Origin of the sequence: Paraburkholderia sp. GAS38 (genome assembly GCF_050434965.1) — a bacterium.
Lineage (GTDB): Bacteria > Pseudomonadota > Gammaproteobacteria > Burkholderiales > Burkholderiaceae > Paraburkholderia > Paraburkholderia phenazinium_A.
Genome location: NZ_JBNDJO010000013.1, coordinates 100451 through 125097, shown reverse-complemented (window position 1 = coordinate 125097; position 24647 = coordinate 100451). Strand labels below are relative to the sequence as shown.

At 63.4% G+C, this 24647-nt stretch carries 25 protein-coding genes; 17 read left to right on the top strand and 8 right to left on the bottom strand.

What is annotated here, in order from left to right:
• Positions 1-69: 69 nt before the first annotated feature.
• On the top strand, positions 70-1140 hold the full coding sequence (locus P3T42_RS27005; protein ID WP_429307825.1) for a rhodanese-like domain-containing protein: 1071 nt from the start codon (positions 70-72) through the stop codon (positions 1138-1140).
• 57 nt (positions 1141-1197) lie between these two features.
• Here the strand turns inward: P3T42_RS27005 and P3T42_RS27000 are convergent, their stop codons facing one another.
• Positions 1198-2022 (bottom strand): isocitrate lyase/PEP mutase family protein, encoded by an 825-nt coding sequence (locus tag P3T42_RS27000; protein WP_429307732.1) that lies wholly within the window; start codon positions 2020-2022, stop codon positions 1198-1200.
• A gap of 339 nt (positions 2023-2361) precedes the next feature.
• Here P3T42_RS27000 and P3T42_RS26995 point away from each other — a divergent pair, with 339 nt between their 5' ends.
• The 3 genes from P3T42_RS26995 (at position 2362) to P3T42_RS26985 (ending at position 5268) form a co-directional block, all read left to right on the top strand.
• Complete coding sequence (locus P3T42_RS26995; protein WP_429307731.1) at positions 2362-3306, top strand: SphA family protein; 945 nt, start codon at positions 2362-2364, stop codon at positions 3304-3306.
• A 63-nt stretch (positions 3307-3369) separates the two neighbouring features.
• Complete coding sequence (locus P3T42_RS26990; RefSeq protein WP_429307730.1) at positions 3370-4749, top strand: MFS transporter; 1380 nt, start codon at positions 3370-3372, stop codon at positions 4747-4749.
• A gap of 87 nt (positions 4750-4836) precedes the next feature.
• Positions 4837-5268: a GlcG/HbpS family heme-binding protein gene (locus P3T42_RS26985; RefSeq protein WP_429307729.1), complete on the top strand. Its 432-nt coding sequence runs from the start codon at positions 4837-4839 to the stop codon at positions 5266-5268.
• A gap of 78 nt (positions 5269-5346) precedes the next feature.
• Here the strand turns inward: P3T42_RS26985 and P3T42_RS26980 are convergent, their stop codons facing one another.
• Genes P3T42_RS26980 through P3T42_RS26970 form a run of 3 tightly spaced genes read right to left on the bottom strand, consistent with a single transcriptional unit; the run spans position 5347 to position 7467 of the window.
• Complete coding sequence (locus tag P3T42_RS26980) at positions 5347-6138, bottom strand: transporter substrate-binding domain-containing protein (RefSeq protein ID WP_429307728.1); 792 nt, start codon at positions 6136-6138, stop codon at positions 5347-5349.
• A gap of 32 nt (positions 6139-6170) precedes the next feature.
• Positions 6171-6578 (bottom strand): nuclear transport factor 2 family protein, encoded by a 408-nt coding sequence (locus tag P3T42_RS26975; RefSeq protein ID WP_074293757.1) that lies wholly within the window; start codon positions 6576-6578, stop codon positions 6171-6173.
• The gene (locus P3T42_RS26970) at positions 6565-7467 is read right to left on the bottom strand and encodes a hypothetical protein (RefSeq protein ID WP_074293756.1); all 903 of its coding nucleotides are present in this window, start codon (positions 7465-7467) and stop codon (positions 6565-6567) included. The genes P3T42_RS26975 and P3T42_RS26970 overlap by 14 nt, the downstream gene beginning before the upstream one ends.
• Positions 7468-7623: 156 nt before the next feature.
• On the opposite strand from P3T42_RS26970, the gene P3T42_RS26965 reads away from it, so the two are divergent.
• Entirely contained in the window at positions 7624-8427 is an 804-nt protein-coding gene (locus P3T42_RS26965; protein WP_429307727.1) for a FadR/GntR family transcriptional regulator, read from the top strand.
• Positions 8428-8503: 76 nt separating this feature from the next.
• Here the strand turns inward: P3T42_RS26965 and P3T42_RS26960 are convergent, their stop codons facing one another.
• The gene (locus P3T42_RS26960) at positions 8504-9436 is read right to left on the bottom strand and encodes a LysR family transcriptional regulator (protein ID WP_429307726.1); all 933 of its coding nucleotides are present in this window, start codon (positions 9434-9436) and stop codon (positions 8504-8506) included.
• A 209-nt stretch (positions 9437-9645) separates the two neighbouring features.
• Between P3T42_RS26960 and hpaH the strand changes: the two genes are divergently transcribed.
• From hpaH to P3T42_RS26925, 7 genes are all read left to right on the top strand, one after another.
• On the top strand, positions 9646-10449 hold the full coding sequence (gene hpaH, locus P3T42_RS26955) for a 2-oxo-hept-4-ene-1,7-dioate hydratase (protein ID WP_429307725.1): 804 nt from the start codon (positions 9646-9648) through the stop codon (positions 10447-10449).
• Between the two features lie 8 nt (positions 10450-10457).
• Positions 10458-11228 carry a 4-hydroxy-2-oxoheptanedioate aldolase gene (gene hpaI / locus P3T42_RS26950; protein WP_429307724.1) on the top strand — a complete coding sequence of 257 codons (771 nt, stop codon included), beginning with the start codon at positions 10458-10460 and terminating at the stop codon, positions 11226-11228.
• A gap of 20 nt (positions 11229-11248) precedes the next feature.
• A complete protein-coding gene (locus P3T42_RS26945) occupies positions 11249-12724 on the top strand; it encodes an aldehyde dehydrogenase family protein (protein ID WP_429307723.1) in 1476 nt (491 codons plus the stop codon).
• A gap of 12 nt (positions 12725-12736) precedes the next feature.
• Positions 12737-13615 (top strand): extradiol ring-cleavage dioxygenase, encoded by an 879-nt coding sequence (locus tag P3T42_RS26940; RefSeq protein ID WP_074293750.1) that lies wholly within the window; start codon positions 12737-12739, stop codon positions 13613-13615.
• Positions 13612-14565: a fumarylacetoacetate hydrolase family protein gene (locus P3T42_RS26935; RefSeq protein WP_429307722.1), complete on the top strand. Its 954-nt coding sequence runs from the start codon at positions 13612-13614 to the stop codon at positions 14563-14565. Before P3T42_RS26940 ends, P3T42_RS26935 begins: the two co-directional genes overlap by 4 nt.
• Positions 14566-14590: 25 nt before the next feature.
• On the top strand, positions 14591-15577 hold the full coding sequence (locus P3T42_RS26930) for a 2-dehydropantoate 2-reductase (RefSeq protein ID WP_429307721.1): 987 nt from the start codon (positions 14591-14593) through the stop codon (positions 15575-15577).
• A gap of 66 nt (positions 15578-15643) precedes the next feature.
• Positions 15644-16132, top strand: coding sequence for a GNAT family N-acetyltransferase (locus P3T42_RS26925; protein WP_074296934.1), 489 nt, complete (start codon positions 15644-15646; stop codon positions 16130-16132).
• A gap of 22 nt (positions 16133-16154) precedes the next feature.
• On the opposite strand, the gene P3T42_RS26920 is transcribed toward P3T42_RS26925, so the two are convergent.
• Positions 16155-16868, bottom strand: coding sequence for a LuxR family transcriptional regulator (locus P3T42_RS26920; RefSeq protein ID WP_074293748.1), 714 nt, complete (start codon positions 16866-16868; stop codon positions 16155-16157).
• Positions 16869-17040: 172 nt separating this feature from the next.
• Between P3T42_RS26920 and P3T42_RS26915 the strand changes: the two genes are divergently transcribed.
• Together P3T42_RS26915 and P3T42_RS26910 are read left to right on the top strand one after the other, a co-directional pair.
• Positions 17041-18336: a pyridoxal-phosphate-dependent aminotransferase family protein gene (locus tag P3T42_RS26915; protein ID WP_429307720.1), complete on the top strand. Its 1296-nt coding sequence runs from the start codon at positions 17041-17043 to the stop codon at positions 18334-18336.
• 103 nt (positions 18337-18439) lie between these two features.
• Positions 18440-19267: an AraC family transcriptional regulator gene (locus tag P3T42_RS26910; RefSeq protein ID WP_429307719.1), complete on the top strand. Its 828-nt coding sequence runs from the start codon at positions 18440-18442 to the stop codon at positions 19265-19267.
• A gap of 94 nt (positions 19268-19361) precedes the next feature.
• On the opposite strand, the gene P3T42_RS26905 is transcribed toward P3T42_RS26910, so the two are convergent.
• Entirely contained in the window at positions 19362-20702 is a 1341-nt protein-coding gene (locus P3T42_RS26905) for an aspartate aminotransferase family protein (protein WP_429307718.1), read from the bottom strand.
• 39 nt (positions 20703-20741) lie between these two features.
• On the bottom strand, positions 20742-22118 hold the full coding sequence (locus P3T42_RS26900; protein WP_429307717.1) for a condensation domain-containing protein: 1377 nt from the start codon (positions 22116-22118) through the stop codon (positions 20742-20744).
• Between the two features lie 440 nt (positions 22119-22558).
• On the opposite strand from P3T42_RS26900, the gene P3T42_RS26895 reads away from it, so the two are divergent.
• The 3 genes from P3T42_RS26895 to P3T42_RS26885 are packed head-to-tail and all read left to right on the top strand — an operon-like array spanning position 22559 to position 24647.
• Positions 22559-23341: a DUF3050 domain-containing protein gene (locus P3T42_RS26895; RefSeq protein WP_429307716.1), complete on the top strand. Its 783-nt coding sequence runs from the start codon at positions 22559-22561 to the stop codon at positions 23339-23341.
• Positions 23338-23709 (top strand): cupin domain-containing protein, encoded by a 372-nt coding sequence (locus P3T42_RS26890; RefSeq protein WP_074293743.1) that lies wholly within the window; start codon positions 23338-23340, stop codon positions 23707-23709. Before P3T42_RS26895 ends, P3T42_RS26890 begins: the two co-directional genes overlap by 4 nt.
• Before the next feature lie 11 nt (positions 23710-23720).
• Entirely contained in the window at positions 23721-24647 is a 927-nt protein-coding gene (locus P3T42_RS26885; RefSeq protein ID WP_429307715.1) for a diiron oxygenase, read from the top strand.

The following is a 24647-nucleotide window of genomic DNA, read 5'->3' as shown; positions in this document are numbered from 1 at the left end:
TATGTGACCTCCGGATGCAAATGTTCTACGCTATAGGCACGACCTGCATTCCGACGGAGCCAAATCGTGTTGATCTTCCGGCAGCTATTCGATCAGCAATCGTCTACCTACACCTATCTTCTTGCGGATAGCGTGACGGGAGAGGCGGTGCTGATCGATCCGGTATTCGAGCAGGTGCGCCGCGAGACCGCGCTGATCGAAGAACTGGGATTGCGCCTCCTGTACACCATCGACACCCACGTCCACGCCGATCATGTGACCGGTGCATGGATGCTGAAGCGCCACACAGGCAGCCAGATTGCGATATCGGCGGCGAGCGGCGCCGAAGGCGCGGACCGCTATCTGAGCCATGGCGACCGGTGTGAGTTCGGCGCGCGGCACCTGCAGGTGCGTGCGACGCCGGGCCATACGAATGGATGCATCAGCCTCGTGCTTGACGACGAGACCCTCGCGTTCACCGGAGATTGTCTGCTTATCAGGGGCACAGGCCGGACCGATTTCCAGCACGGCGATGCGCGCGCGATGTTCCGTGCGGTCCATCAGCAGATTTTCACGCTGCCCAACACTTGCCTGCTTTATCCGGCGCACGACTACCGCGGCTTGACGGTCACGAGTGTCGGCGAGGAACGGCACTTCAATCCGCGCCTTGGCGGCGAGCTGTGCGAAGACGATTTCAGCGTGCACATGACGAACCTGCGCTTGCCGCATCCGAAGCAGATCGATGTCGCGGTGCCGGCCAACCTGAAATGCGGCCTGGCCACCCGTGACCCCACGCGGATGGCCGAGCCCGAGTGGGCGCCGTTGACGTACACCTTTGCGGGCATCTGGGAAATCAATCCTCAATGGCTCGAGGAGAATCTTCGCGCCGTCCAGATTGTCGATGTGCGCGAGCCTGACGAGTTCGACGGGGCGCTCGGGCGCATTCCCGCAGCCCGACTCATTTCACTCGGCGATCTGGCTGACCGCGCCGCTGAACTCACAAAGGAACGCCCGATCGTGACGGTATGCCGGGCCGGTGGACGGTCGGCGCAAGCCACGGTCATCTTGCGGCAGGCAGGATTCGAGGCCGTTGCCAACCTCGCCGGCGGCATGCTGCGTTGGCGCGCGGAAGGCCGCGTGGTCGAAAACGCTAGCGGGTAGCGCTCCCGGCCACGACTGATTGCCGCGATATCGAAGCGGCCGGGACGCGACGCGATGCTATGCGACGTCGTTAAACATGCTGTTCAGCCACCCGCCTGACGGCTCCTTCGGCAAGCTGTCGAAGCGGCCGTCCGCCAGCCCTTGAACGCTAGTGACAAGGCCACCCCACGCCGCGCGGGCGAGCGCCCCGCCTACGCTCACGCGCCGCACGCCGAGCTTCGTCAGCTCGTCGAGCGTGAACGCGGACGGCCCGCCGATCAGCAGATTGACCGGCTTCGGCCTGACCGCGGCGACCACGGCTTCGATCTGCTCGCGCGTATTGATGCCCGGCGCGTACAGGCAGTCGGCACCCGCTTGCGCATAGGCTCGCAGACGCGCGATCGCGTCTTCAAGGTCGGGTACGCCGGCGACGAAATTCTCCGCGCGTCCGACGAGCAGCGTGTCGCCGCCTGCTTCGTCGATCGCGCGTCTTGCCGCAGCGATCCGTTCGACGGCCACATCGAGCGGCAACAGCGGCGACTTCGGATCGGCTGTCGAGTCTTCGATCGACAGCCCGGCGATGCCGGTGTCGATCGCGAGCCGGACGCTTTGCGCGACTTCGGCCGGATCCTTGCCGAAGCCGCTTTCGAAGTCGGCGTTGACCGGCAGATCCGTCGCGCCGACCACCTCGCGCAGGTGCGCGAGGATCGTGTCGCGCGGCACGCCGTTGTCGGGCCGGCCGGTGGACCACGCGAAGCCCGAACTGGTCGTGGCTAGCGCCTTGAAGCCGACACTCGCGAGATAACGCGCGCTGCCGACGTCCCACGGATTCGGCAACACAAAACATCCTGCTGCATGCAACGCGCGAAAGGCCCGGCGCTTTTCGGCAATGGTGCTGGACATGCTCAATCTCCTTTGTGGGTGCACGCGGCCACTCGCTGCTGCCGCAAGTTACGGACGGAAGTTCGGTGAGGTTGGCGACCTTTCGCGCGGTCGGTGAATCAACGCGATCAACGCGATGCCCGTCGAAAGTGGTTTGCCCTTCAACCCATGATACGACACACCTCCGCCTCGAACCTGCCGGATCGATGCAGGCACCGCGGCGACTCCGAATCCGGCTGCTGCGCCCAATCTACGGGAAAACACCGTGTCCCGGACTCCTTTCGGATCGCTTTTAGTCGCGCTACACTCGATACCAAGTCACCAGGTGACTTGATGAGTCAAACATAAATCGGAGGAGACATGGGTCATGCAGGGAAACTGCGCGGCTGGCTGCTGAGCGCAGCCAGCCTCGTCTGCGGCGTCGGGATGACGCCGGCGCACGCTTACGAGCCGGGATATCCGGGCTGGTCGATGCCACCGGGCGCGACGTTGGGCATGACGGCTGCACCGCAGCCGCAGCCGGGCTTCTACAGCTTCAACCAGATCTATGTCCAGCAGACGAGCACAACCGGTCCGGGCGCCGACAAGCAGACGACCTCGGTCGATGTGGTCACAGCCGTGTCAGCGCTTCTCTGGTCTCCCGGCTGGACCTTTCTCGGCGCCAATTATGAGGCGATGCTCCTGCAGCCGGCCACGATGGCCGATGCGGGCGCCCCGATTAACAGCAGTAAGTCGGGCTTGCACAATACGGTGATCTCGCCCGCCCAGTTGAGCTGGCAACTCGGTAATACCGGCCTCTACGTGAAGACCGGTCTTGCCGTGGTGGTGCCTGACGGCACCATCACGGGGGCGACGGGACTCAGCAATATCGGCAACCCGTGGTGGATCATTCAGCCTTCGCTGAGTGTTTCTTACCTGAGATTCGGCTGGCACGTGACGGCGAACTTTTCGACGGAATTCAACACCGCGAACACGTACACCGGCTATCGGACAGGCGACATCCTGCATGCGGACCTTGCCGCCACCAAGTCGTTTGGACAATGGTCCGTTGGGCCCGTGTTGACCTACGTGGGGCAGATCAGCAATGACACGTCCAGCGCTTTCTACCATAACACCATCGTGACGGATCGCTATAACCTGCTCGCAGTGGGCGGCCAGGTCAGCTATAACTTTGGACGCGTAGTACTGGGCCTGTCGGCGACGAAGGATGTGCTTGCAAGCGCGACCGGCGGCAACGTACCAACGGACGCGGCCACGATCACTAAGGGATACCACGTGTACGCCAACGTCGGTTTCAAGTTCTAGCCGGTGAGTCGTATGATTGCCGGTGCAAAAGAGTCAGCGTTCTCGCCTGACGAAAGGAGATGGATGATGCAAAACGCCGTGAAGCTGGACCTCGAATCGATCATCGATGCGAGCCCTGTGAGCCGCTTTCAGATCGCGATCATGGCGTTGTGCGGACTCGTAGCCATGCTTGACGGGTGCGATACGCAGACGATTGCGTTCGTGGCGCCGGCCATCGTCGGAAGTTGGCATGTGGCGCCCGCGGCCTTCGGGCCAGTATTCGGTGCGGGTTTGCTGGGTGGCTTGCTTGGCGCGATTGTTTTCGGCATCACGGGCGACCGGTTTGGCCGGAAGCCCGTTCTTCTGGGCACGGTTCTGCTCTTCTCGATCGGGTCCTTGCTCACGCCGTTGTGCGATTCGCTGTCTTCGCTGACGGCGGCGCGTTTTGTCACGGGTCTTGGACTGGGCGGCGCGCTGCCGTGCTTCGTCTCTCTCACCTCCGAATATGCGCCAAAGCGATTGCGTGCAACGCTCGTCACCACCATGTTCTGTGGTTTCCCGCTGGGCGCGGTCATTGGCGGGTTCGTCTCCGCACAATTGATTCCCGCGGTCGGATGGCGAAGTGTATTTGTCGTCGGTGGTGTGCTGCCGTTATTCACCATTCCTCTGCTGATCGCGTTCGCGCCCGAATCCGCCCGTTTTCTCGAGTTGCGCGGCGATCGCAAAGCCATCACCCGTCTGCTGCGGCGCATGCGTTCGGAATTCGAATGGAGCGGCGAAGCGCCCAGCATTGGGCATGGTGCCCGCACGCCCGTTGTCAATCTGTTCAGGGAGGGGCGCGCGTTAGGTACGGTCCTGTTGTGGATCACGTTGTTCCTGAGCCTGTTGCTGACGTATTTTCTCGTCAACTGGGTGCCGGTTGTCGCGGGGCACAACGGGCTCAGTATTGGGAGTGCGGTCCGGGCGGCTTCGATGCTGAACTTTGGCTCGATATTTGGCTGCATCGTGCTTGGGCGGCTTGCGGACCGTGTCGGCACGGCGCGTGTGGTCGGATGCGGCTTCCTGCTTGGCGCGATCGCGATCGCATTGATAGGCCGGGCGGGTGCGTCGGGCACGCTGCTGGGAGCGGTTGCCTTCATTGCGGGATTCTTCAGCATCGGGGCGCAGATTTGCACGGTTGCGATGTGTGCGGCGTTCTACGACACGTTCTCCCGTGCCACGGGAATCGGCTGGTCGATGGGCGTGGGCCGGATCGGCGCCATCGTCGGCCCGGTCCTCGGCGGCGTGTTGCTGGCCGCGGGCATGGCGCCTTCGGCGCTCTTTCTGCTGGTCGGTGCGACTTCGCTTGGCGCAGCGATTACTTCGTTTGCCATCGGACGTTTCGTGCTGCGTGTCCGGCAGCCGCAATCCGATGGCGCGCCGGAGTACGGAGCGAGCGCTGCGGCGTCGCGTCATGCGGGTTGAGCAGGACCGTGCCCTTGCATATCCGGCATGAGCAGGAAGCGTCGCCCCCGCTCATGCTGCTTTTTTCTTCGAGAGCCAATACACACCATGCAAACTTTTACACTGGATCAGGCATCGGTCATCGTCGACGCCGCGCTCGCTCATGCGCGGGAGCTTGGTTGTCATCCGCTGACCGTCGCCGTGCTCGATGCCGGTGGCCACCTGTTGGCACTGAAGCGTGAAGACGGCAGCGGCATCCTGCGTCCCCAGATTGCCCAGGCGAAGGCGTGGGGCGCATTAGGCATGGGGCACGGAGGACGCACGCTGGCCGAGCGGGCGGCTAGCGCGCCCGCATTCTATGCCGCGCTGACGGACATCTCCGGTGGACGTATCGCGCCGGTGCCGGGCGGCGTACTGGTCCGCGATGCACAGGGCGATGTGGTTGGCGCGGTCGGCATCAGCGGGGACCATCCCGACAAGGATGAGGCCTGCGCGATGCGTGGGATCGGTAGGGCAGGCCTGCAGGCCGATGTGACGTGATCCCGGCGCCGACCGGTTTCGATGCGTAGCGGTACCGACGCGGCGGGCGGAGCGTTTGCTCCGTCGCCGTGGGTGGCCTTAACGGCTGCTGGAGGACAGGAGCGGGGCAGTGCGAACGCCGCGTACCTGGTGACGTTCGATCAGCTCGTCAATCAAGCCCGAGGCCTTCGCTTCCTCGACGAAGCGTTCGAGGAACGCCGCGCCTGCTTCGTGCTGGAGATGGGTGCCGACCGCCTGCTGGACCGCGGTAAAGCATCCGTCGAGCAATCTCACGCCGGCAAGCGTTGATTCGTCGCGGAGGAGCCGCGGCCTGAGCCCGGCGAGGGCATCCGCTTTTCCCTGCGCAAATGCCTCGTACGCGTGATCGTGCGTGGGCGCGCGCAGCAACTGCGCGTGCCTCATGTGCCGCGTCAGCCACAGCTCGTATGCGCTGCCGGTTGCGGCCGCGATGCTGACGCCGGCGCGGTCGAGCGTCTGTGCGGACATTAGCGGCGATTCGGCGTGCACGAGGCAGGTTGCGTCGATCTCGAGATAGGCTGAGGTGAACGCGATCGTCTGCGCACGGTCGCGCTCCGCGCCGATAAGGCAGATGTCCCAGGCATCGCGGTTGGCCGCGTCGGCGAGTTCGCGCGGCGATACGAAGGGCACGCAGGTAAACGGAACACCCAGCCGCAACGCGATCATACGGGCGAATTCCGGCCCGAGCCCGGTCCGATGACCTTTTGCGTCGGCGGGGCCCACGAGCAGAAAATTGGCAAGGTTGATGCCCGTACGCAGCACGCCGTGAGGCGCGAGCTGTTGAAGAACGAGCGAATCCATCAAGCGACCCTCGTGTTGGATGAAAGAACGAGCCCGCCCGACGCGCGCCAAGGCGGGCCCGCAATGGTTCGCCGCGCAGCCCGCTACATCGGGAGCGTCATCTGGCGCTGGATGACGCGACGCGAGAAGCGCCAGGCACCGTCGGCATCCTTGCAGACGTCATCGCGCAGGTCGCTGATCCGCAATTCGGCGGGCACATCGTCGCCACGCTGCTCGAAGGTGAGCTGCACCGCGGTCAGGCTCGCGCTGGCTTCCTCTCTGCGCACGACGCGCAGATTCGACCAGACGTGCCGCGTCTTCCGGCCAGGTGTGCTTGCACGCACCTCGCAGTCCCTCGCGATGGCCGCGCGGCCAACGAACTCACGCTCACCCAGATGGAGCACACCGTCCGCGACGAAGAGCTGCGCCAGCCCCGCGCCATCTCCACGATCGGCACACCAGGCGAAATCGCTGAGCAAGCGCTCGATGGATGCGAGGTCAAACGCGGTCATCGGCCTCTCCGTCAACGAATTCGAACTCGGCCTCGCTGTCTTGCTCGATGACGATCGGCGGCAAGCCCATCAGGAAGATCTGCAGTTCGTCCTTGGCAGTCAACGTCATGGTTTCACCGGGCTCCGTCTGGATCGACGCGTAGAGCCCGATCGCTTCCGCGCCGGCCGTGCCGCTGCCGCCCGTCACGAACAGGAGCCGTCGTGCCGTTTCATGCGTGGACGTCCACGTGGCACCCGGCGCGAGCTTGACCAGTTCCGTCCACGCGGCACGTTCGGAGAACGAACCAAGAAACTTGTTCGACACGCCCTTGGCGCCTTGCACGGGTATCCAGTTGAATCGGCTCGGATCGGCGATCACGACGCCGGGGTAACGGGGCATCGGATACTTCAGGCGTTCGCCGAAGACGTGCTTCCAGATCACGTTGAGACCCCATTCGAGCTTGCCGTTCGGATGGCGGTAGTTGGGACCGACGAATTCGCCGATCCTCGCGAGTTCGTCTCGCGCGGCCAGTCGCTGCTGCATGCTCATGAAGCCGCAGCCCGATGAACCGCCGAACTGCAGGACGAGTTGCAGACGCTCTCCCGGCGGCGTCTTGCCGAGTGGGTCGTCCTGCGGACCGTACGGTTGTCCTTCGGGAAAATATCCGACTTGTCCCTCCTTCAGTTTGAGGCCGTCGCCGATGTTCATGTCGCCGACAAGCGGCAAACGGATCTGCTCGAAATTGTGCCGATGGCGGGGCATGTGGAAGTCGCCGTCCTGCCGTCCGAGCACCAGCATGAAGTTTTCTGGGGACATCGGATCGTCACCTTCGAGACAGTACTGGAATACGACGATTCCAGTAGGATGGTCCTTATGCCAGTCGGTGTCGCTGAAGTGTTTGATTTTCATGCATCCTCCTTTGATCGGATCCGCGGATGCGGCGCGTTGCGCCCAGTCGCGGCAATAAACCCGGCCGGCGCACAACCGGCAGTCATAGTTAATTTGTCACTAAGTCACCAGGTGACTTGAAATCAGTATAATGCAATTGGCAGAAAAGGAGAATTCATGTCTGATGCAACCGGCCCCGATTGGCAACCTTCGAAACGTCTTGAGCGTGGCAATGCTGCGGAACAGATCCTTGAGGATTTGCGCGATCGCATCTTGAGCGGACAGTTGCCACGCGGGACCAAGCTACCCACGGAAAAGCAGTTGGCCGAAGGCTATGGGGTCAGCGGCGCGACTGTTCGCGAAGCTGTGCGCGGACTCGTCACGGCGCAGCTCATCGAGGTTCGGCACGGAAGCGGCGCCTATGTGACGGCACAGACCGATCAACTGATCGCGGCGTCGCTTTCCTCGATGATCCAGATCGAGCGCATCGGTGTGCCGCAGGTACTCGGCGTGTTGGGGGCGCTGATCTCGTATGCGGCGGAACTGGCCGCAAAGCACGCGACGGCGGAAGACATCGAGGCCATGCGGCAAGCCTTGCGGCAGATTCAGGACGGCGACAGCGCGGAGGGCATTTCCGGCGCTGTCAGCGCATTCGTCGGCGAAATCGGGCAGGCATCCGGGAATCCCCTGCTTGCCGCGCTCTGCCGGTTTTTTACGGGTCTCCAGATCGGCCTTGCCCGCGAATTGTCCGGCGGAACCGTGGAGAGTTGGCGGGCCACCACGGGGTCGATCGGCAAGGAGCGGCAGCGCGTTCTGAAGGCGATCGAGGCGAAGGATCCGAAGGCGGCGAGGACCGCCGCGCTGGCTTACCACGAGCGTGCGCTGAAGGTCATCACCGCACAACCGAATGCCGGTACCACGATGGTGACCGATCCGCTGCTCGCGGCCTTTCTTTCGTCGTTCCTGCAACGCAAGACGTAACGGCCGTGCGGAAACGGGCGGGCCGATCGGCCGTCTGCGATGGTCGCCGCTCGGCTGCGGCGGTACTCACTTCTGGCTACCTGGCTCGCGTTTGCCCCGTTGGGTGTTGCCAATTCCGCAGCCAGTCCAGCAGGTAAGCCAGAAATCCGTCGGCTGCCGGCGAGCTTGCACGTCTGACGGGCCGGTAGACGCACACCTGCCGGATCGTTTCCGGATCGACGACGCGCCGCATGGTGAGCCCGAACGCCTCGGCGAGCACGCCTACGTATTGAGGTGCGAGCGTCGCCGCGAGGCCATGCGCCGCGATTCCGAGCGCCGTGGTGATGTTGTCGACCACATCGATGGGCACGATGCGCGCATCGGGAGGCGCGCTGCTGCGCATCTGCGCCACGCTCATTTCATGATCCCTGCCCGCTGCGACAAGCGGGATGCTGCGCAAATCCGCCCACGATACGCGTTTGCGCTTGGCGAGCGCGATGCCCGGACTGCACCACAGGACCCACGGACTGTCGAACGCGGGCAGCGATTCGACGGTGGCGGCGGTTGGCCGGTTGGGACCTATTGCCAGATCGACGTCGCCGCTCGCGACACGTTCGACGAGCGCGTCGACGGGCGTGTCGCGAATACGGACCACGACTTTGGGCATCACCTTGGCGTAATCCCGGATCGCGGCGGGCAGTGCTGTGGCAGCCAGAATGAGCGGTGCGCCGACGCGCACGATCCCTGCCGCGCGGTTGCGTAAATCGTCCGCCGTGGTTTCCGCTGCGCGCAAATATCTCAGCACCGACTCGGCGGACGCCATGAAATCCCGGCCCGCGCTCGACAAATTCACCCGGCGCGTGGTCCGGTCGAACAGACGAAACCCCAGCACCGATTCGAGTTCCGCTACGAGCTGGCTGACGGCCGACGACGTCAACCCCATCCGTTCACCCGCGGCGGCGAAGCTGAGTTCGTCGCTGGTCGCCAGAAATGCTTCGAGCTGTCGCAGGGTGATCCGGGATTGCGGCATGACAGGGCTCCATGATGTGTCGTCAGGGAAGGGGCTTGCACGGGCTCGGACTCATGCGCGAAGGTCCGGTCCGGCGTTGTGCCCGATTATCAAGTTTTTCTTCGCAATTGGACAGGATCTATCGCTTGTCTGCGAGATGTGTCGCCGTGAGAATCCAGCGATGACATCACAGAGCGCGCCACCTGCCGCGCCTATCCGGAGACATCGCAATGCTGGATCCCCACCTTCATCGCACCCTGGCCGAGGAGCTGCACCACGCTGAGCACAGCCGACGGCAACTGGATCATTTTTCGAAGCGTTATCCGGAGATGACGCTCGCCGACAGTTATGCAATCCAGCGCGCGTGGCTCGCGATCAAGCTTGGCCAGGGGCGTCGCGTCATCGGTCACAAGATCGGGCTCACATCGCGTGCGATGCAGATTGCCGCGCAGATCACCGAACCCGACTACGGTACGTTGCTGGACGACATGTTGATTGCCGAAGGTACGACGATCGAAGCGGCGCGCTTCATCGTCCCGCGCATCGAGGTTGAATTTGCGTTCATTCTGGCCAAGCCGCTCTCGGGGCCGAATGTGACGATTTTCGATGTGCTGGCAGCGACCGACTATGTCGTGCCCGCACTTGAACTGATCGATGCGCGCATCGCGCTGACCGATCGTGAGACCGGGACGCCGCGCAAGGTGCTCGACACCGTCGCGGACAACGCCGCGAATGCCGCGATCGTGCTGGGCGGGCGCCCGGTGAAGCCCGATGCGATCGATCTTCGTTGGGCCGGCGCCATGCTGTTCAAAAATGGCGTGATCGAAGAATCCGGTCTCGGCGCCGCGGTACTCAATCATCCCGCCAACGGCGTTGCCTGGCTGGCGAACAAGCTCGCGCCTTACGGCGAAGGGCTCGCTGCCGGCGAAATCGTGTTGGGAGGCTCGTTCACGCGTCCGGTGGCGTGTACCGCCGGCGATGTGCTGACCGCCGACTATGGCGCGCTCGGCAGCGTCTCCGTGCGTTTCGGGTGAGGAATACGATGCGTACTCCTGCCAATGCGTTCAAGAAAGCACTTGAGTCGGACCGCGCCCAGATCGGACTCTGGCTCGGCTTGGGCGATCCCTATGCGGCCGAGCTGTGCGCCTCGTGCGGTTTCGACTGGCTGCTGATCGACGGCGAGCACGCGCCGAACGATCTGCGTTCGATGCTCGCGACATTGCAGTCCGTTGCCGCTTATGGATCGCATCCGGTCGTGCGCATCCCGCACGGCGATCCATCGCTCATCAAGCAGGTGCTGGAGATCGGCGCGCAGACGCTGCTTGTGCCGATGGTCGAAGACGCGGTGCAAGCGCAGCAGCTTGCCCGGGCGATGCGCTATCCGCCGGCCGGCACACGCGGGGTTGGCAGCGGTCTCGCGCGCTCGTCTCGCTGGAACGGTTTTGCGGACTATCTCGAGCGCGCCGACGACGAGGTATGTCTGCTCGTGCAGGTCGAGACGATCGACGCGATCTCACAGCTCGAGGCGATCGCGCAGGTCGACGGCGTCGACGGCATTTTCATCGGTCCCGCGGATCTGGCCGCTTCGATGGGGTATCTCGGCAAGCCCGCGCATGCCGAGGTGCAAGCCGTCATCGACGATGCGATCCGGACCCTCGCGCGTGCCGGCAAACCGGCGGGCATCCTGTGCACCGATGAGACGCTGGCGCGCCATTACATCGCGGGCGGGATACGCTTCGCCGCGGTCGGCGTCGATACCTCACTGCTCGCGCAGACAGCGCGCGCGCTTGCGGCCCGGTTCAGGCCGGCCTGAGTTCTTGCAGAGGAAAGTACATGACTCAATCGCTTCTGGAGATCGCCGGCGTTACGGTTTCGGCGGCGCACTACATCGACGGCGAACGCGTTGCATCGGGCGACACGTTCGAAAACTTCTCGCCAATCGATGGGCGTTCGCTCGGCTTCATTCATGAAGCAGGCGACGAGGAAGTCGACGCCGCCGTCGCTGCCGCGGCCCACGCCTTCCCCGCGTGGGCCGCATTGGGTGCGGGTGGACGCAAGCCCTATCTGGACCGCTTCGCGGCCGAAATCGGCAAGCGCACCGACGCATTCTGCGTACTCGAAAGCAACGATGCCGGCGTGCTGCTCTCGCGCATGCGTCATGGCGTCGTGCCTCGCGCCATGCAAAACCTCCAGTGGTTTGCCGAACACGCGCTGACGCTCCAGGATCGCGCGCTCGACACCGTGCAGGCGCACCATCGCGTCCGTCACGATCCGGCTGGCGTTGTCGCGGTTATTACGCCGTGGAATTCGCCGCTCATGCTGTCGACATGGAAGGTCGGTCCGGCGCTTGCCGCCGGCAACACGGTCGTTCTCAAGGCGCCGGAGTGGGCGCCGCTCACGTCTTCGCTGCTTGCCGACTGCGCACAGGCGGCGGGCTTGCCGCGAGGCGTATTCAATCTGCTTCAGGGCAGCGGCGCGAACACGGGCGCCAAACTGGTCGGCGATCCTCGTCTTGCCCGCGTGTCGTTTACCGGCTCGGTCGCGACAGCGAAGCGCATCGCTCAGGCCGCGGGCGCCAATCTCGTGCCATGCAGCCTCGAGCTCGGCGGAAAGTCGCCGTTCATCGTGCTCGCCGATGCCGACATCGACAGCGCGGCGGCCACCGGCGCATTGATGTATCGCAACGCCGGTCAGGTGTGCCTTGCAGGCACGCGCTTTCTTGTGCATCAGGCGATCGCGCAGCGTTTCATCGAGGCCATGCGCGGCTATGTCGAAGCGCTGAACATTGGCGATCCACGTGAAGAGGGTACCGAGGTCGGCCCCATCATTCACGCGCGACAGTTGGAGCGCGTGGAGGGTTTTGTCGAACGCGCACTCGCGCGTGGGGCCACGGCCCTATGGGGAGGGCAAGCGCATCCGTACGGCAAGCTCTATTTCGCGCCGACGATGCTCACGAATCTGTGGCAGTCCGATGAGATCGTGCAGCAGGAGGTGTTCGGTCCGGTACTCACGCTGCAGACGTTCTCGACGGACGACGAGGCTGTGGAGCTTGCCAATGGCACCGACTACGGCCTGGGCGGCGTGTGCTATGGAGCGACAGAGCATGCCGCCAGCGTAGCCGAGCGCGTGCGTACGGGCTTCATCTGGATCAACAGCTTCGGTATCCGCGACCTCGCGGCGCCGTTCGGCGGGATCAAACGCTCAGGCATCGGACGCGAGGGCGGCGACTGGAGCTTCGAGTTCTTTTGCGACGTGAAGGACATCATCTTGCCGAAGCAGCCGTTTCGCGCGAGTTTCAGTCATCGATGAGGAGGAGATTTCATGGGACAGATCGTCGGCGCGGCCATCGTATCGCACCATCCCGGTTTGATGCAGTGTGAGGAGTTTCGCGTGCTTCAGGGAGCCGGGTCCGATTCGGATCTGATCGCGGGATACCGCAGGGTGCGCGAGAGGATTGCAGCCGCCAATCCGGATATCGTGGTGCTGTTCGATTCCCACTGGTTCACGACGGGATATCACCTGATCGACGCTGGCAGTGCCTACCGTGGCACCTACATTTCCGACGAGATGCCGTGGTACCTGTTCGGCGTCCCTTACGAATATCGTGGCCACCCCGGGTTCGCGAGAAGCGTCGAGGCCGTGGCCCGGGAACGGGGCGTGCAATCGCGTGCCATCGGTAACCCGGATCTGCCGCGCCACTACCCGACGATCAACGTGATCAAGCAGATGCAGCTGGAAGCGTGGCCCGTGGTGACGGTGAGCTCATGTCAGAACTGCGAACCGCGTCATTTCCTGCAATCGGGCGAAGTGATCGGCGAAGCGATCGCGCGCAGCGATCTGCGCGTGCTCCTGCTGGCGTCCGGCGCGCTGAGTCACAGGTTCAACGGCATCGACTGGAAGCCGAATCATCCGCGGATCTTTCATGAATCGAACGTCTCGAGTGTTGCGAACATCGCCAGCGACAAGCAGGCCATCGAACTGATGAAAGAGGGCCGTCACGACCTGATCGTCGAGAACTGGGACCGGGATTATCGCCGCGTACCGTGGGAAGCGTTCGGCGCGCACTACCTGCAGATGATCGGCGCGATGGGCGCCGGAGCGTGCAAGGCGCAGGGCGAGGTCCTGTCCGCCTACGAGAACGCGCGCGGCACAGGCAACGTCCACGTGTGGTTCGATACGGAGAGGAGGGGCGACGAATGAGCTTCGAATTCCCGTTGAAGGAGCTGCCCGCCGTGATGTGTGGGCCGCGTGTTGAACGCCGTCGCATCCTGATCGGCGGTAGCGCGTTCTGGGGCACGTTGATCGAAGCGGGCGCGGACGCCGGCCTGCTGCGGCTCGACGATGGGCGCGTGGTCGATCCTGCCGGCGTTGCACATTTGCCGCCTGTGTCGCCCAGCAAGATCATCGCGGTTCACATCTCGTACAGTTCGCGCAGCATCGAGACGCGCAACAAGCCGCGACCGACCGATGCGCCGACCTATTTTACGAAGCCGCCCACCGCGTTGAACGGGCACGACGGGCAGATCCTCAAACCCGCCGATTGCAGGTATCTGAACTACGAGGGCGAATATGCCGTCGTGATCGGCAAGACCTGCCGCAATGTGTTGCCTGATGAAGCGTGGGATTACATCGAAGGTTTCTGTCCCGCGCTTGATATGGGCCTGCAGGACTTCCGCGACACGGATCAAGGGTCGATGCTGCGCGTGAAGGGCGCGGATACGCTGCTGCCGATCGGGCCTGGACTCGTGCGGGGCGTGAATCTCCTGGAGCAGACGCTGCGTACCTACCGCAACGGGCTCGTCGTGCAGGAAGCGCGGATCGGCGAGGAAACGATCTGGGGCCCCCACTACGTGATCGCCGATATCGCGCGCCACATCACGCTGTTGCCGGGCGACGCGATCTTGATGGGTACGCCTTGTCATTCCCGTTCGGTGGATCCCGGCGATTATGTGGAGTGCGAAATCACCGGCTTGGGGCGGCTTGGCGGATGGGTGGAGGCGCTTGAGGCGCCCCGTGCCAGTGCACTGGGAGTAGGCCATCAACCGACCGATAGCGCGGAGGTGCGCCGCGTCGCGCTCGGTTTCGATGAGCGGGTCCCCGAGTGGCTCAAGGCCAACTACCGGGAAGCGGCTGCGCGCAAGCGCGGCTGAAGTGAATCTACATTCGGGAATGAACGTGAAAATTTGCATTGTGGGTGCCGGCGCGATCGGCGGGTTGATCGGTGTGCATCTGGCGGCGGCCGGCCGTGCCGACGTGAGCGTGCTTGCGCGCGGAGCGGCGCTGGCTGCGCTGCAAGCGCATGGCTGGCGGGTTCGCCATGCCGGCGCCGAGACGCACGCGCGAGTGCGAGCCGAGAATGATGCCCGCGGTCTTGGCGTACAGGATGTCGTCGTCATTGCGGTAAAGGGTCAGGCGCTGCCGGAACTGATGCCGCGGCTCGCGCCGTTGATCGGCCCTGAAACGCTCGTCATGCCCGCGATGAACGGCGTGCCCTGGTGGTTCTGTCATGGCGTCGCGGGTTTCGAGCATCGTCCTCTGCGATCGGTCGACCCGGACGGCGTGTTATCGGCGAGTGTGCGCGACGAGCAGATCGTCGGCTGCGTGGTGCACGCAAGCGCGTCGACGGCGCGGCCCGGAGTCGTTGAGCACAGGATGGGGCGTGGCCTCATCGTCGGTGCGGCGCAAGGCGGACACAGCCCGCGGGTTGCGGAGGCGGTCGATGTGCTGCGCGGCGCGGGCTTTGACGTCACGCATTCGGACAATATCCGGCGTGACATCTGGTACAAGCTATGGGGGAACATGACGATCAACCCCATTTCCGCGATCACCGGCGCAACGACGGACCGTGTGCTCGCCGATCCGCTCGTCCAGGCGTTCTGCTCGGCCGCGATGGCCGAGGCGGCTGCGATCGGCGCGCGGATTGGCTGCACGATCGAGCAGACGCCGCAGGACCGTCATGCGATTACCGCGAAGCTTGGCGCATTTCGGACCTCGATGCTTCAGGACGTCGAAGCGGGCCGCACGATCGAACTCGATAGCCTCGTCGCGGTGGTGCAGGAGATCGGGCGTGGACTGGAGATCGCGACGCCGAACATCGACGCGCTGCTCGGCCTGTCCCGGCTCTTTGCGCGGGTGCATGGCCTTTATCCGGAGGCAGTCTGATTCGACCGGTCGTGACTTGGCATGGATCGCACGGGTAATATCATGGATTCAGACGCGCAGCCGACTATGCCAAACATCGAATTGAAACTGGCGGGAACACCAGACCATCAACGCATCGTGAACCTGATGCAGTTCTATAACTACGACTTCAGCGAATGGATTCCGCTTCCGTTCGCCGAAGACGGCTTCTTTGCGCTTCGCCCTAAGCTCGACTATTTAGCGAGCGCCACAACGTCTCCGTTTCTCATACTCGTGGATGGAGAGGTCGCCGGTTTCGTCATCGTCGATGACGAGGTTCATGCTGCAGGGGCGAAGCACAACATCGGTTACTTCTTCGTGTCGCGGCGTTTTCGCGGTCTCGGCGTGGGCAAGCAGGTCGTGTCCGACCTGCTGACCCGATTCCCCGGCGCGTGGCAGATATGGCACGTCAAGGAAAATCTGGGCGCGGCTGCCTTTTGGGCAAAGGTGATCCCGCTGGTGTCCGAGGGCGACTATGCCGTTCACGACCTGTACATCGAAGACTGCAACGCGATCCTGTATCGGTTTGACCGGTGAGATACCCGATCTCCGTTGCTGCTCAAACCAGCCATCCCAGCAATAGCGCTTTCGTCGCCGCATGGGTCTTGTTTCTTGCGTCCAGTTTGACGACCGCGTTCTGTAGATGAAACTTGACGGTCCGCTCGGCCGTGCCGAGGATCTGGCCGATTTCGAACGCGGTCTTGCCATCAGCGGTCCATGTCAGCACCTCGCGCTCACGCGACGTCAAGCGGTCCGCCGTCAATGCGATCGGCGGGGCGCCTGCGAGTAGCGGCATCAGGTGCAAATGGGCAGCCTCGGCGAGCGCTGCACATGCCGCCCGTCGGCTCCGCACTTCGGCTAGCGTGATGGGTTCCGTTTCGCGCACGAGACTCAGCAGGCCGAGATTCGACGAGCAATCGTAGCTCGCTTGCGCCCAGCCGTACCGCAGACCGAAGCTCACCGCTTCATCCCAGAACTGCAATTCTTCGGATTCCTCTTTAGCTTGCCAGATGACCGGTTGCTTCGCTCGGGCGGCGCGGCGTACAGACGGGTCTCGCGCCGCGTAACCGCGTTCGATATAACGCTGCTGCCACGCCACCGGGTAATTGCTCAGGATTTGCACCTCGGGCCGCGCTAGCGGCATCGCGCTGCGCCGCCCATACGTGCAGTAGGGAAAGCCTAGCGCCGCGGCCGCATTCCTGATTACCGCAAACGCGTCTTCGGCGTTTTGCTGGTGCTGCAACTGCTCGAAAACCTCATCCAGCGTGTCCATGTTGTATCTCTCGTAGAGCACGGCTGCGGCTCTCAACGCAAGCGGCGTTCGACGATGCCGGCCGTGGGCCTGTCCTAAAGGACAGTTTTGTTGTAGTGGAAATACGTGTTCAATCTGCTACCTGTGAGTGATGCGACGCCCTCCTTCTTTAACCGTCTGCCGGAGATATGGAATGCTGGGATTCAAGTCTGTACACGACATCGTACGGGTCGACGATCTGCTCGCCGGCGAACTGCCGCTCCTGATGGGTGCGGGACCCGTGCCGCTTGCCGATTCCGTCGCCCGCGCGAACACGCTGATGATCAATCACCTCGGCAGCACGATGGATACCGTGCTGGAGCAGGTTATGCAGATGGGGGCATATCTGTTCCAGAGTTCCGACGCAACGATTCTCGGCGTGGCGGGCCCCGCTTCGGCGGGCCTCGAGATGACCGTGTCGAATCTGGTCACGCCGGCGACGCGTGTGCTGTCCGTCTGCAATGGCCACTTCGGCATGCGGATCGCGGAGATGGCTGCGCGTGCGGGGGGCGAAGTGGTCCGACTCACAACACCGCCATTTCATGCCGCCGCTGCCGACGACGTCGCTCGCGAACTGCGCCGCGGTCGCTACGGCGTGTTGACAATCTGTCACGGTGAGACTTCGCACACTGTGCATAACACCGCATTGCCGGAAATCTGCAGAATTGCGCGGGCACAAGGCTGCCTTGTTCTGGTCGATGCCGTTTGTACCCTGGGCGCGATGCCGTTCCAGATGGCGGACTGGCACATCGACGCCGCCGTCGTGGGAGGACAGAAGGCATTGGGCGCGATTCCCGGTGTGGCGCTGGTCGCGTTCTCGCCGCGCGCGTGGGCTCGCATCGAAGCGCGTCGCGAAGCCTCGGCGCACTGGTGTCTCGACGCTCGGCTCGCAGCGGATTTCTGGTTGCGGCGTGCCTATCACTATACGGCGCCGGTGCCGGGGATCCTCGCACTTCATGAAGCGCTGCGGCTGTATTGTGAGGAAACACCGGACGAGCGTTTCCTGCGGCACCGGCGTTGCTCTCATGCGTTGCAGGCCGGCTTGCGCGCACTCGGCCTCTCGTTCGCGGTCGAGCCAGGCGTGCGCTTGCAGACAGTGCTTGGCGTGCGTCTGCCGGACGGTGTCGATGCGCGTGCGCTGCGCGAATCGATGAGTCGCGAGTCGGGCGTCGACATATCGGGCGCGTTCGGTCTCGACATCGTGCGAATTGGGCAAATGGCCGAGCAGTGCCGTGCGCCGAATCTGCTGCGCACCTTGCGGGCGCTCGCGGCGGCCCTCGCCGAGCAGCACTGCGAGGCGGATCTCGCCGCCGCGCTTGCTGTCACGAAGCGGCTCCTTAACGACGCAGCGTCTGGCCGCGTGCGATTGCCGCCGAATCCTCCGTCCGGCTACACGCGCATGCGGGACGCGAGCGTGCCGGCGGAGGAACCCGAGGTGCAACCCGAATAGCCGCACACAGGCACAGGTCACGCCGCGGCAGCGCGGGCGTGTTCGGGTGCCGCCGTCTGCTGTTGTCCACGCAACTCTCATCAGCCCCATCAGGAAACGCCTCATGACAGATTTTCCCGAGAAGTCGCCCGAGCGACTCGCGCCGGCGCGTACCTTTGCGTTTGCCGGAATCCGGCCAAGCGTCAGCGGCAGCGTGGCACGTACGCGTGCCCCGCAGGTTTTCGAAACCGAATACGAAGCCCATGCCCATACATATGGTCAGTTGCTCTTCGCGCGCAGCGGGGTCCTGGTGCTGGACGTCGCGGGTACGCGCTGGATTGCGCCGCCCATGCGTGCAATCTGGATTCCGCCACAGGTGGTGCATGCGCTGCGCGTGGTCGGTAACGCAGAGCTCTGTTCGCTTTACTTCGGCGCCACGCTGTGCGTGTCGTTACCGTGGCAGGTCTGCGCGGTCAAGGTCTCGCCGTTGCTGCGAGAACTCGCGCCGCGCGTCTACGATGAGATTCTCGACTCCGGTACACCAGGCGAGAACGCATGCGCTGTGCTGATCGCCCAGGAACTGCAGATGCTGTCGCAGACGCCGCTCAGCCTGCCGATGCCCGAGGACCGCCGGCTCGTCAAGCTGTGCGAGCGCTTGCAGCGCGAACCGCATTGCGAGCAGCCGCTCGATTCGCTCGCCCGCGACGTGGCCTTAAGCCCGCGACATCTGGCTCGTCTCTTTCGCAGCGAGACCGGTATGAGCGTTGCGGCATGGCGTCAGCAGCTTCGTATGTCGATGTCACTTGTGCTTCTGGCGAGCGGCGGCCGGGTCACCCAGGCGGCGCATCAGGTCGGCTATCGCAGCGCCACGACTTACGCGGCGACGTTCAGGCGCACCTTCGGCGTGTCGCCGAGCCAGTACTTCGACACGCCGAACGGCTCGCCGGGCTGATCGCATTGCACGCTGCCCGTCGCGCGGCGTACCCATCCTGCGCTTCGGGCGGCGTGTCTTGCGCCGGATCGGCCCGACCCCGGCGCACGCGGACTCAGTCGCGCCGCACGCGCTCGAATGCGTGCTCGATTGCCGCGACGATCATGTCCACTTGAGCGCGGTCGATGATCAGCGGCGGTGCGATTGCGAGCCGGTTGCCGAGCGAGCGAATCAGCACGCCTGCTTCGCGCGTGGCTTCCGCCAGCGCGGCGCCGTAGCCGTCTGCGGGATCGATCGGCTCGCGCGTTTCCTTGCTTTTCACCAGATCGATGCCGACTAGCAGCCCCTTGCCCCGCACGTCGCCGACCACTGGGTAACGATCCACCAGCGGCTGCAGGCGTTCGAGCAGATATGCGCCTTGCTGCGCGGCATTGGTCGTGAGATTTTCGTCAATCACGATCTGCAGGTTCGCAAGCGCCGCTGCACAGACGATGGGGTGACCCGCGTAGGTGTAGCCGTGCATCAGCGTGCCCGCAGCGCCGGGATTCCCGGCGAACGCTTCCTCGATACGCCGGTTGACAAGCGTTGCACCCAGCGGCAGGTATCCCGAGGACACTCCTTTCGCAAAGCACATGATGTCCGGCGCGACGCCCCAGCCGCGACTGCCGAACAGCGTGCCGGTGCGCCCGAAGCCGGTCACGACTTCATCGGCGATCAACAGCACACCGTGGCGGTTGCAGACTTCCCGCACGAGCGGCCAGTAGTTCGCGGGCGGCACGATGATGCCGCCGGTAGCCTGCACCGGTTCCGCGATGAACGCCGCAACCGTGCCGGGGCCCTGAAACACAATCTCACGCTCGAGCAACGCGGCGCATATACGCCCCAACTCCTCGGGATCGTGTGTGAACGGGTTGCGGTAGATCCACGGCGTCTCGACGTGAAAGCAGCCGGCGAGCACCGGCTCGTAGTTGCGCCGGTACGCGGTGTTGCCGGTCACCGAACTGCCGCCGAAGTGCGAACCGTGATAACTCTGCTTCAACGAGATGAACTTGGTGCGCTCGGGTTCTCCGGCGACCTTCCAGTATTGCCGCGCGATCATCAACGCGGCCTCGACCGCGTCCGAACCGCCGGAACCGAAGATCACGCGCCGCATGTCCTCGGGTTCGAGCATCCCAACCAGACGCGCCGACAGTTCTTCTGCGCGCGGATGGCTGAAACCGGCGAAGACCGGGTGGTACTCGAGCTCGTCGAGTTGGCGCAGGATCGCCTCCTTGATCTCCCGGCGGCCGTGTCCGACATACACGTTAAAGAGCGATGCAACCGCATCCAGCAATGGCCGGCCGGTATCGTCGTAGAGAAAACAGCCTTCGCCGCGAACGATCCGCACGGGCTTTCCCGTTGCCGCTGCGACCGGATGCTGGCGCGGATGCCAGAAGCGTGATTCCTTGTAAGCCATGATTGGACTCCAGTGAGGGGGTGGCAAGCGATCGGTCGGTTAGACCGCCGGCGCAAGCGCCGGTCGCCAGTCGGGTTGCGCTTCGAGGCGGGCATCGAGCTCGCGCAGCGGCGCTTCGGGGGCATCCAGCGCGGCCTGGGCGAGTGCCAGAAACCGCGTGACGTGTGCGTTCAGATCGGCGCGCCGGTAGTACTGCGGGCTGGCATCGAAATCGAAGCGCAGCGGCTCGCCGTTGCGGCGGTCGGTCAGATTCACCATGAAGTCGTCGGTGATACCGACGGCCAGGTTGTGCGACGTGGCCCGGCTTGCGGCGAAGGCCAGGTCGTAGTCGAACGACATGATGTTGATCTCGGTGCCGAACACGCCTTGCCCATTGTCGAGCGACACCAGTTCACGGTGCAGGTCGCCCATGCGGTAGCGTTGATGCCGACGCAACGCGGTCATCTCCTGATTCGCTTGCCGGCACAGTTCGTCGAGCGTGTTCGAAGGTTCGACCGACAGGCGCAGCGGCAGCATGTTCGCCGTCTCGCAGGGCGTGCGCCGCTCGCGCGACGACGCACGCGCCATGGCGGTCACGGCGAGCACTACGTCGTGTGCGCCGGTTTGCAGATGAATGTAGGCGGCCGTCAGCGCAGTAATCAGTTGAGGGACCGTCGACTTGAACAGATCCTTCGCTACGGTCTCAATGCGCGCGTGCTGGCCGGGTTGCGCGTAGCGGGTCTCGCGCATGTCCGGCAGCGAGTCGCGCTCGGGCAACAGCGCCGGGCCGGCGAGCGTGGTGGTGCGAGGGTGGTCCGCGAAACGGCTCAGCCAATAGCGGCGATCCTCGGTGTACTGCGCGGAGTCGCGATACGAGCGCTCGTCTTCCATGAGCGCTTCGAGCGACGCGAAGCGGCAGGGCGGTGTCGGCACGCCGGCGTACAGCGCGCTGTAGACCTCGGCGACGCGCGTGGCAAGCAGACTGCACGAGTAGCCGTCGACGACGATGTGCGCGTAGCCCTGATACCAGTAGTACCGGTTGTCGTCGAGCTTGAAAAGGATGTACGCGAAAAACGGCCCATGCTCCAGTTCGATTGTGCGCGAGTAATGGTCGCGCATCTGTGCAAGCGCCTGTGAGTGTGCATCGTGCACGCCGCTCAGATCCCGATACAGCAACGCCCAGTTCGCGCCGACCGTATCGTCGACGATGCGCACCGGCCCGTCGATGGCCTCGGCAAAGCGTACGGTATGCAGCGTCTCGGCCTCGTCGATGACCTGCCGCAGCGCGCGTTCGAAGCGTTGCTGATCGAGCGGTCCGCGAATATCGAGGTATTCGGCCGCGTAAATGTTGGTCGAGGGCACCGCGTAAGCCTGCGCAGCTTCCCAGAAATCGAGTTGCGGCGCGGAAAGCGGCAATTTCCTGATTGAGCCACTCATATTTCTCTCCTGTGGATTATTACTTTGTACTCGCGAGATCTTCTGGATTCTGATTTGTAAAATCAATCAGGGGGTCACAAAAATACCATTTATAGGTTTGCGTGATTCGCAACACGGGATTTTGGTGGGCACATGCTAGTCATGCGTGGAATATGCTGTCAAGCACGCCAAGGATTATGTTGATTGGTCGGAAAGCCTTATCTGTAAAGGCGTGTGGTCGATTCGATTAAAACTTGACCAGAAATAATATGAGAATGTCCGATTTGAATAGGCGACGTTCAGTTTTGGCAATTAATATTGCCGTGCGTGCTGGAATTGTTCTGTTTCAAAACGGGACTGCTGCCGCAATATCCGTAGGCTGAAATATCCGTGTCAACTGTGTCGCGCCGGCGATGGCGACGGCACAGCCTCTCCATATGCTCTTATCAAGGAACCTCATCGTGAATCAAATCGACTTGTTGGAAGCGAAGATCAAGGAGCAGCACGCCAGGCTCACACACCATCCGGTATTCAGCTCGATTCGCACCATCGAGGAATTGCGGACCTTCATGGAGTGGCACGTGTTCGCTGTGTGGGACTTCATGTCGCTCGTCAAGCGTCTGCAGCTCGACTTCACCACCGTTGCCGTGCCGTGGATCGCACCGCGCAATATCAACGCCGCGCGCCTGATCAACGAAATCGTGCTGGGCGAAGAGACGGACGAAACGCCGCGCGGATACATGAGCCATTTCGATCTGTATCTGCACGCAATGCGCGACGTCGGTGCGTCGACCGGCAGCATCGAACACCTGATCTCGCTGCTGCGCTCGGGTTTCACCGTGTCGGCTGCGCTGTCGACGGTCGCGCCGCCGGCTCCCGTCCGGCAGTTCGTCACGGCAACGATGGCAACGTGTTTCGACGGCAAGACGCATCAGGTTCTCGGCAACTTTTTCTATGGCCGCGAGAACGTCATTCCTGACATGTTCCGCACGCTGCTCGACGAATGGAAGATCGATCGCACCTCGACGCCGCTGCTGACCTATTACCTCGACCGGCATATCGAAGTCGATTCGGGTGAACACGGTCCTGCGGCGCAGACCATGATCCGCGAAGCTGCGGGCGACGACCCGGGCAAATTGCAGCAGGCGCTCGAGGCGGGCATTGCCGCAATCGACGAGCGCCTGCAGCTCTGGGACGGTCTGCTTGCCCATCTCAACCAGACACGCAAGACGGTGGCCGCATGAACGTCAAGCTCGCAGAACGCATTCTGGATGTGGCGGACATCCACTGGGAGCATCCGCGCCATTTCGATCATGGGATCGATCAGCTGGTGGTCGTCGATACGCTGGACGAACGCGCGAAGCGTGGCATGCGTACCCGGCTCGTGCGCTTCGCGCCGGGCGCCGCGACACGCGTGCCGTTCCTGCACGACTATCACGAGGAGGTCTACCTGGTGAGCGGCGATCAGAGCCGCCTCGACGTGGCAACGTTTGAGCGTCGCGACACGCACCTGACGGGCACTTACTTTGTCCGGCCGGCCGGCACCGAACACGGACCGTTCAGCAGCGAAGCAGGTTGCGTGCTGCTCGAGATCCATTACTACGACGCGTAGGAACGATTGCGATGATGACATTGCAGAGTTACAAGAGTCACGCCGAGTCGTGGGAGCAGCGTGCAACGATCCGCTCGCGCCCCCGGCGTATCGTCGAGGACGACGGTTTGCACTACTACCCGCTCGAGCGTCAACCGCTATGCGCGCATCCGGCGATCGTCGATGCAGGCGACGCCGTGCGGGACTTCATCCTGTTGCAGAGCTTCTACAAGTACATCAACGACGTCATCATCTTCGAAACGGAGATCGTCAACGCGACCGCGCTTAAGATCGCCCGCGGCCGCTTCGCCCACGATTTCCCGTTTGCCTGCAGGCATGATGCGATGTCCGTGGTCATCGACGAGGATTATCACGCGTACGTTGCGATGGACTATCTGCGCCAGGTCGAAGTGCATACCGGTGTCGCCGCGCTTGCGGCGAACCACGAGATCGAGCTGTCGCGCGCCATCCCGCGCGCATTGGAACGCGTCGCGCCGCCGTACCGCGACGGCATGGAACTGCTCGCCGTCGCGATCTCGGAGAACACGGTGACCGCCGAAGTCGCGGCGTTTTCGCGCGACACGACGTTAAAGCGCTCGGTCAAGGGCGTCATGTCCGATCACCTCGCGGACGAGGGGCGCCACTCGGTGTTCTGGATCAACCTCGTGAAGCTTTACTGGAGCGAGATCGACGAAGCGGCGCGCAGCGCGCTCGGCGAAACGCTGCCGGTCTTCCTGAAGGAGTACCTGAGCGCCGAACTGCAGCTCGCATTTGACCGCCGTCTGATCGACGCACTGGATCTGCCCGCGGCTACGCGACGCGAGATCGCGGGCGACATGGTCGGCGCCTATCCGATCACGAGCCATCATCCGATGATCGTCAATATCCGCAATTTCTTCAAACTGAGCGGGCTGCTCGATCATGCGCCGACCCGTGCGGCGCTGGCGAGCGTTCTATGA

Excerpts from the sequence above, each read along its gene's own strand:
- P3T42_RS26975 (WP_074293757.1), bottom strand. The coding sequence starts at position 6,578 with ATGACCGCGTTTGACCTCGCATCCATCGAGCGCTTGCTCAGCGATTTC.
- P3T42_RS26985 (WP_429307729.1), top strand. The coding sequence starts at position 4,837 with ATGCAAACTTTTACACTGGATCAGGCATCGGTCATCGTCGACGCCGCG.
- P3T42_RS26990 (WP_429307730.1), top strand. The coding sequence starts at position 3,370 with ATGATGCAAAACGCCGTGAAGCTGGACCTCGAATCGATCATCGATGCG.
- hpaI (WP_429307724.1), top strand. The coding sequence starts at position 10,458 with ATGCGTACTCCTGCCAATGCGTTCAAGAAAGCACTTGAGTCGGACCGC.
- P3T42_RS26935 (WP_429307722.1), top strand. The coding sequence starts at position 13,612 with ATGAGCTTCGAATTCCCGTTGAAGGAGCTGCCCGCCGTGATGTGTGGG.
- P3T42_RS26910 (WP_429307719.1), top strand. The coding sequence starts at position 18,440 with ATGACAGATTTTCCCGAGAAGTCGCCCGAGCGACTCGCGCCGGCGCGT.
- P3T42_RS26905 (WP_429307718.1), bottom strand. The coding sequence starts at position 20,702 with ATGGCTTACAAGGAATCACGCTTCTGGCATCCGCGCCAGCATCCGGTC.
- P3T42_RS26900 (WP_429307717.1), bottom strand. The coding sequence starts at position 22,118 with ATGAGTGGCTCAATCAGGAAATTGCCGCTTTCCGCGCCGCAACTCGAT.
- P3T42_RS26960 (WP_429307726.1), bottom strand. The coding sequence starts at position 9,436 with ATGCCGCAATCCCGGATCACCCTGCGACAGCTCGAAGCATTTCTGGCG.
- P3T42_RS26995 (WP_429307731.1), top strand. The coding sequence starts at position 2,362 with ATGGGTCATGCAGGGAAACTGCGCGGCTGGCTGCTGAGCGCAGCCAGC.
- P3T42_RS26970 (WP_074293756.1), bottom strand. The coding sequence starts at position 7,467 with ATGAAAATCAAACACTTCAGCGACACCGACTGGCATAAGGACCATCCT.
- P3T42_RS27000 (WP_429307732.1), bottom strand. The coding sequence starts at position 2,022 with ATGTCCAGCACCATTGCCGAAAAGCGCCGGGCCTTTCGCGCGTTGCAT.
- P3T42_RS26940 (WP_074293750.1), top strand. The coding sequence starts at position 12,737 with ATGGGACAGATCGTCGGCGCGGCCATCGTATCGCACCATCCCGGTTTG.
- P3T42_RS26965 (WP_429307727.1), top strand. The coding sequence starts at position 7,624 with ATGTCTGATGCAACCGGCCCCGATTGGCAACCTTCGAAACGTCTTGAG.
- P3T42_RS26945 (WP_429307723.1), top strand. The coding sequence starts at position 11,249 with ATGACTCAATCGCTTCTGGAGATCGCCGGCGTTACGGTTTCGGCGGCG.
- hpaH (WP_429307725.1), top strand. The coding sequence starts at position 9,646 with ATGCTGGATCCCCACCTTCATCGCACCCTGGCCGAGGAGCTGCACCAC.
- P3T42_RS26915 (WP_429307720.1), top strand. The coding sequence starts at position 17,041 with ATGCTGGGATTCAAGTCTGTACACGACATCGTACGGGTCGACGATCTG.
- P3T42_RS26920 (WP_074293748.1), bottom strand. The coding sequence starts at position 16,868 with ATGGACACGCTGGATGAGGTTTTCGAGCAGTTGCAGCACCAGCAAAAC.
- P3T42_RS26890 (WP_074293743.1), top strand. The coding sequence starts at position 23,338 with ATGAACGTCAAGCTCGCAGAACGCATTCTGGATGTGGCGGACATCCAC.
- P3T42_RS26885 (WP_429307715.1), top strand. The coding sequence starts at position 23,721 with ATGATGACATTGCAGAGTTACAAGAGTCACGCCGAGTCGTGGGAGCAG.
- P3T42_RS26925 (WP_074296934.1), top strand. The coding sequence starts at position 15,644 with ATGCCAAACATCGAATTGAAACTGGCGGGAACACCAGACCATCAACGC.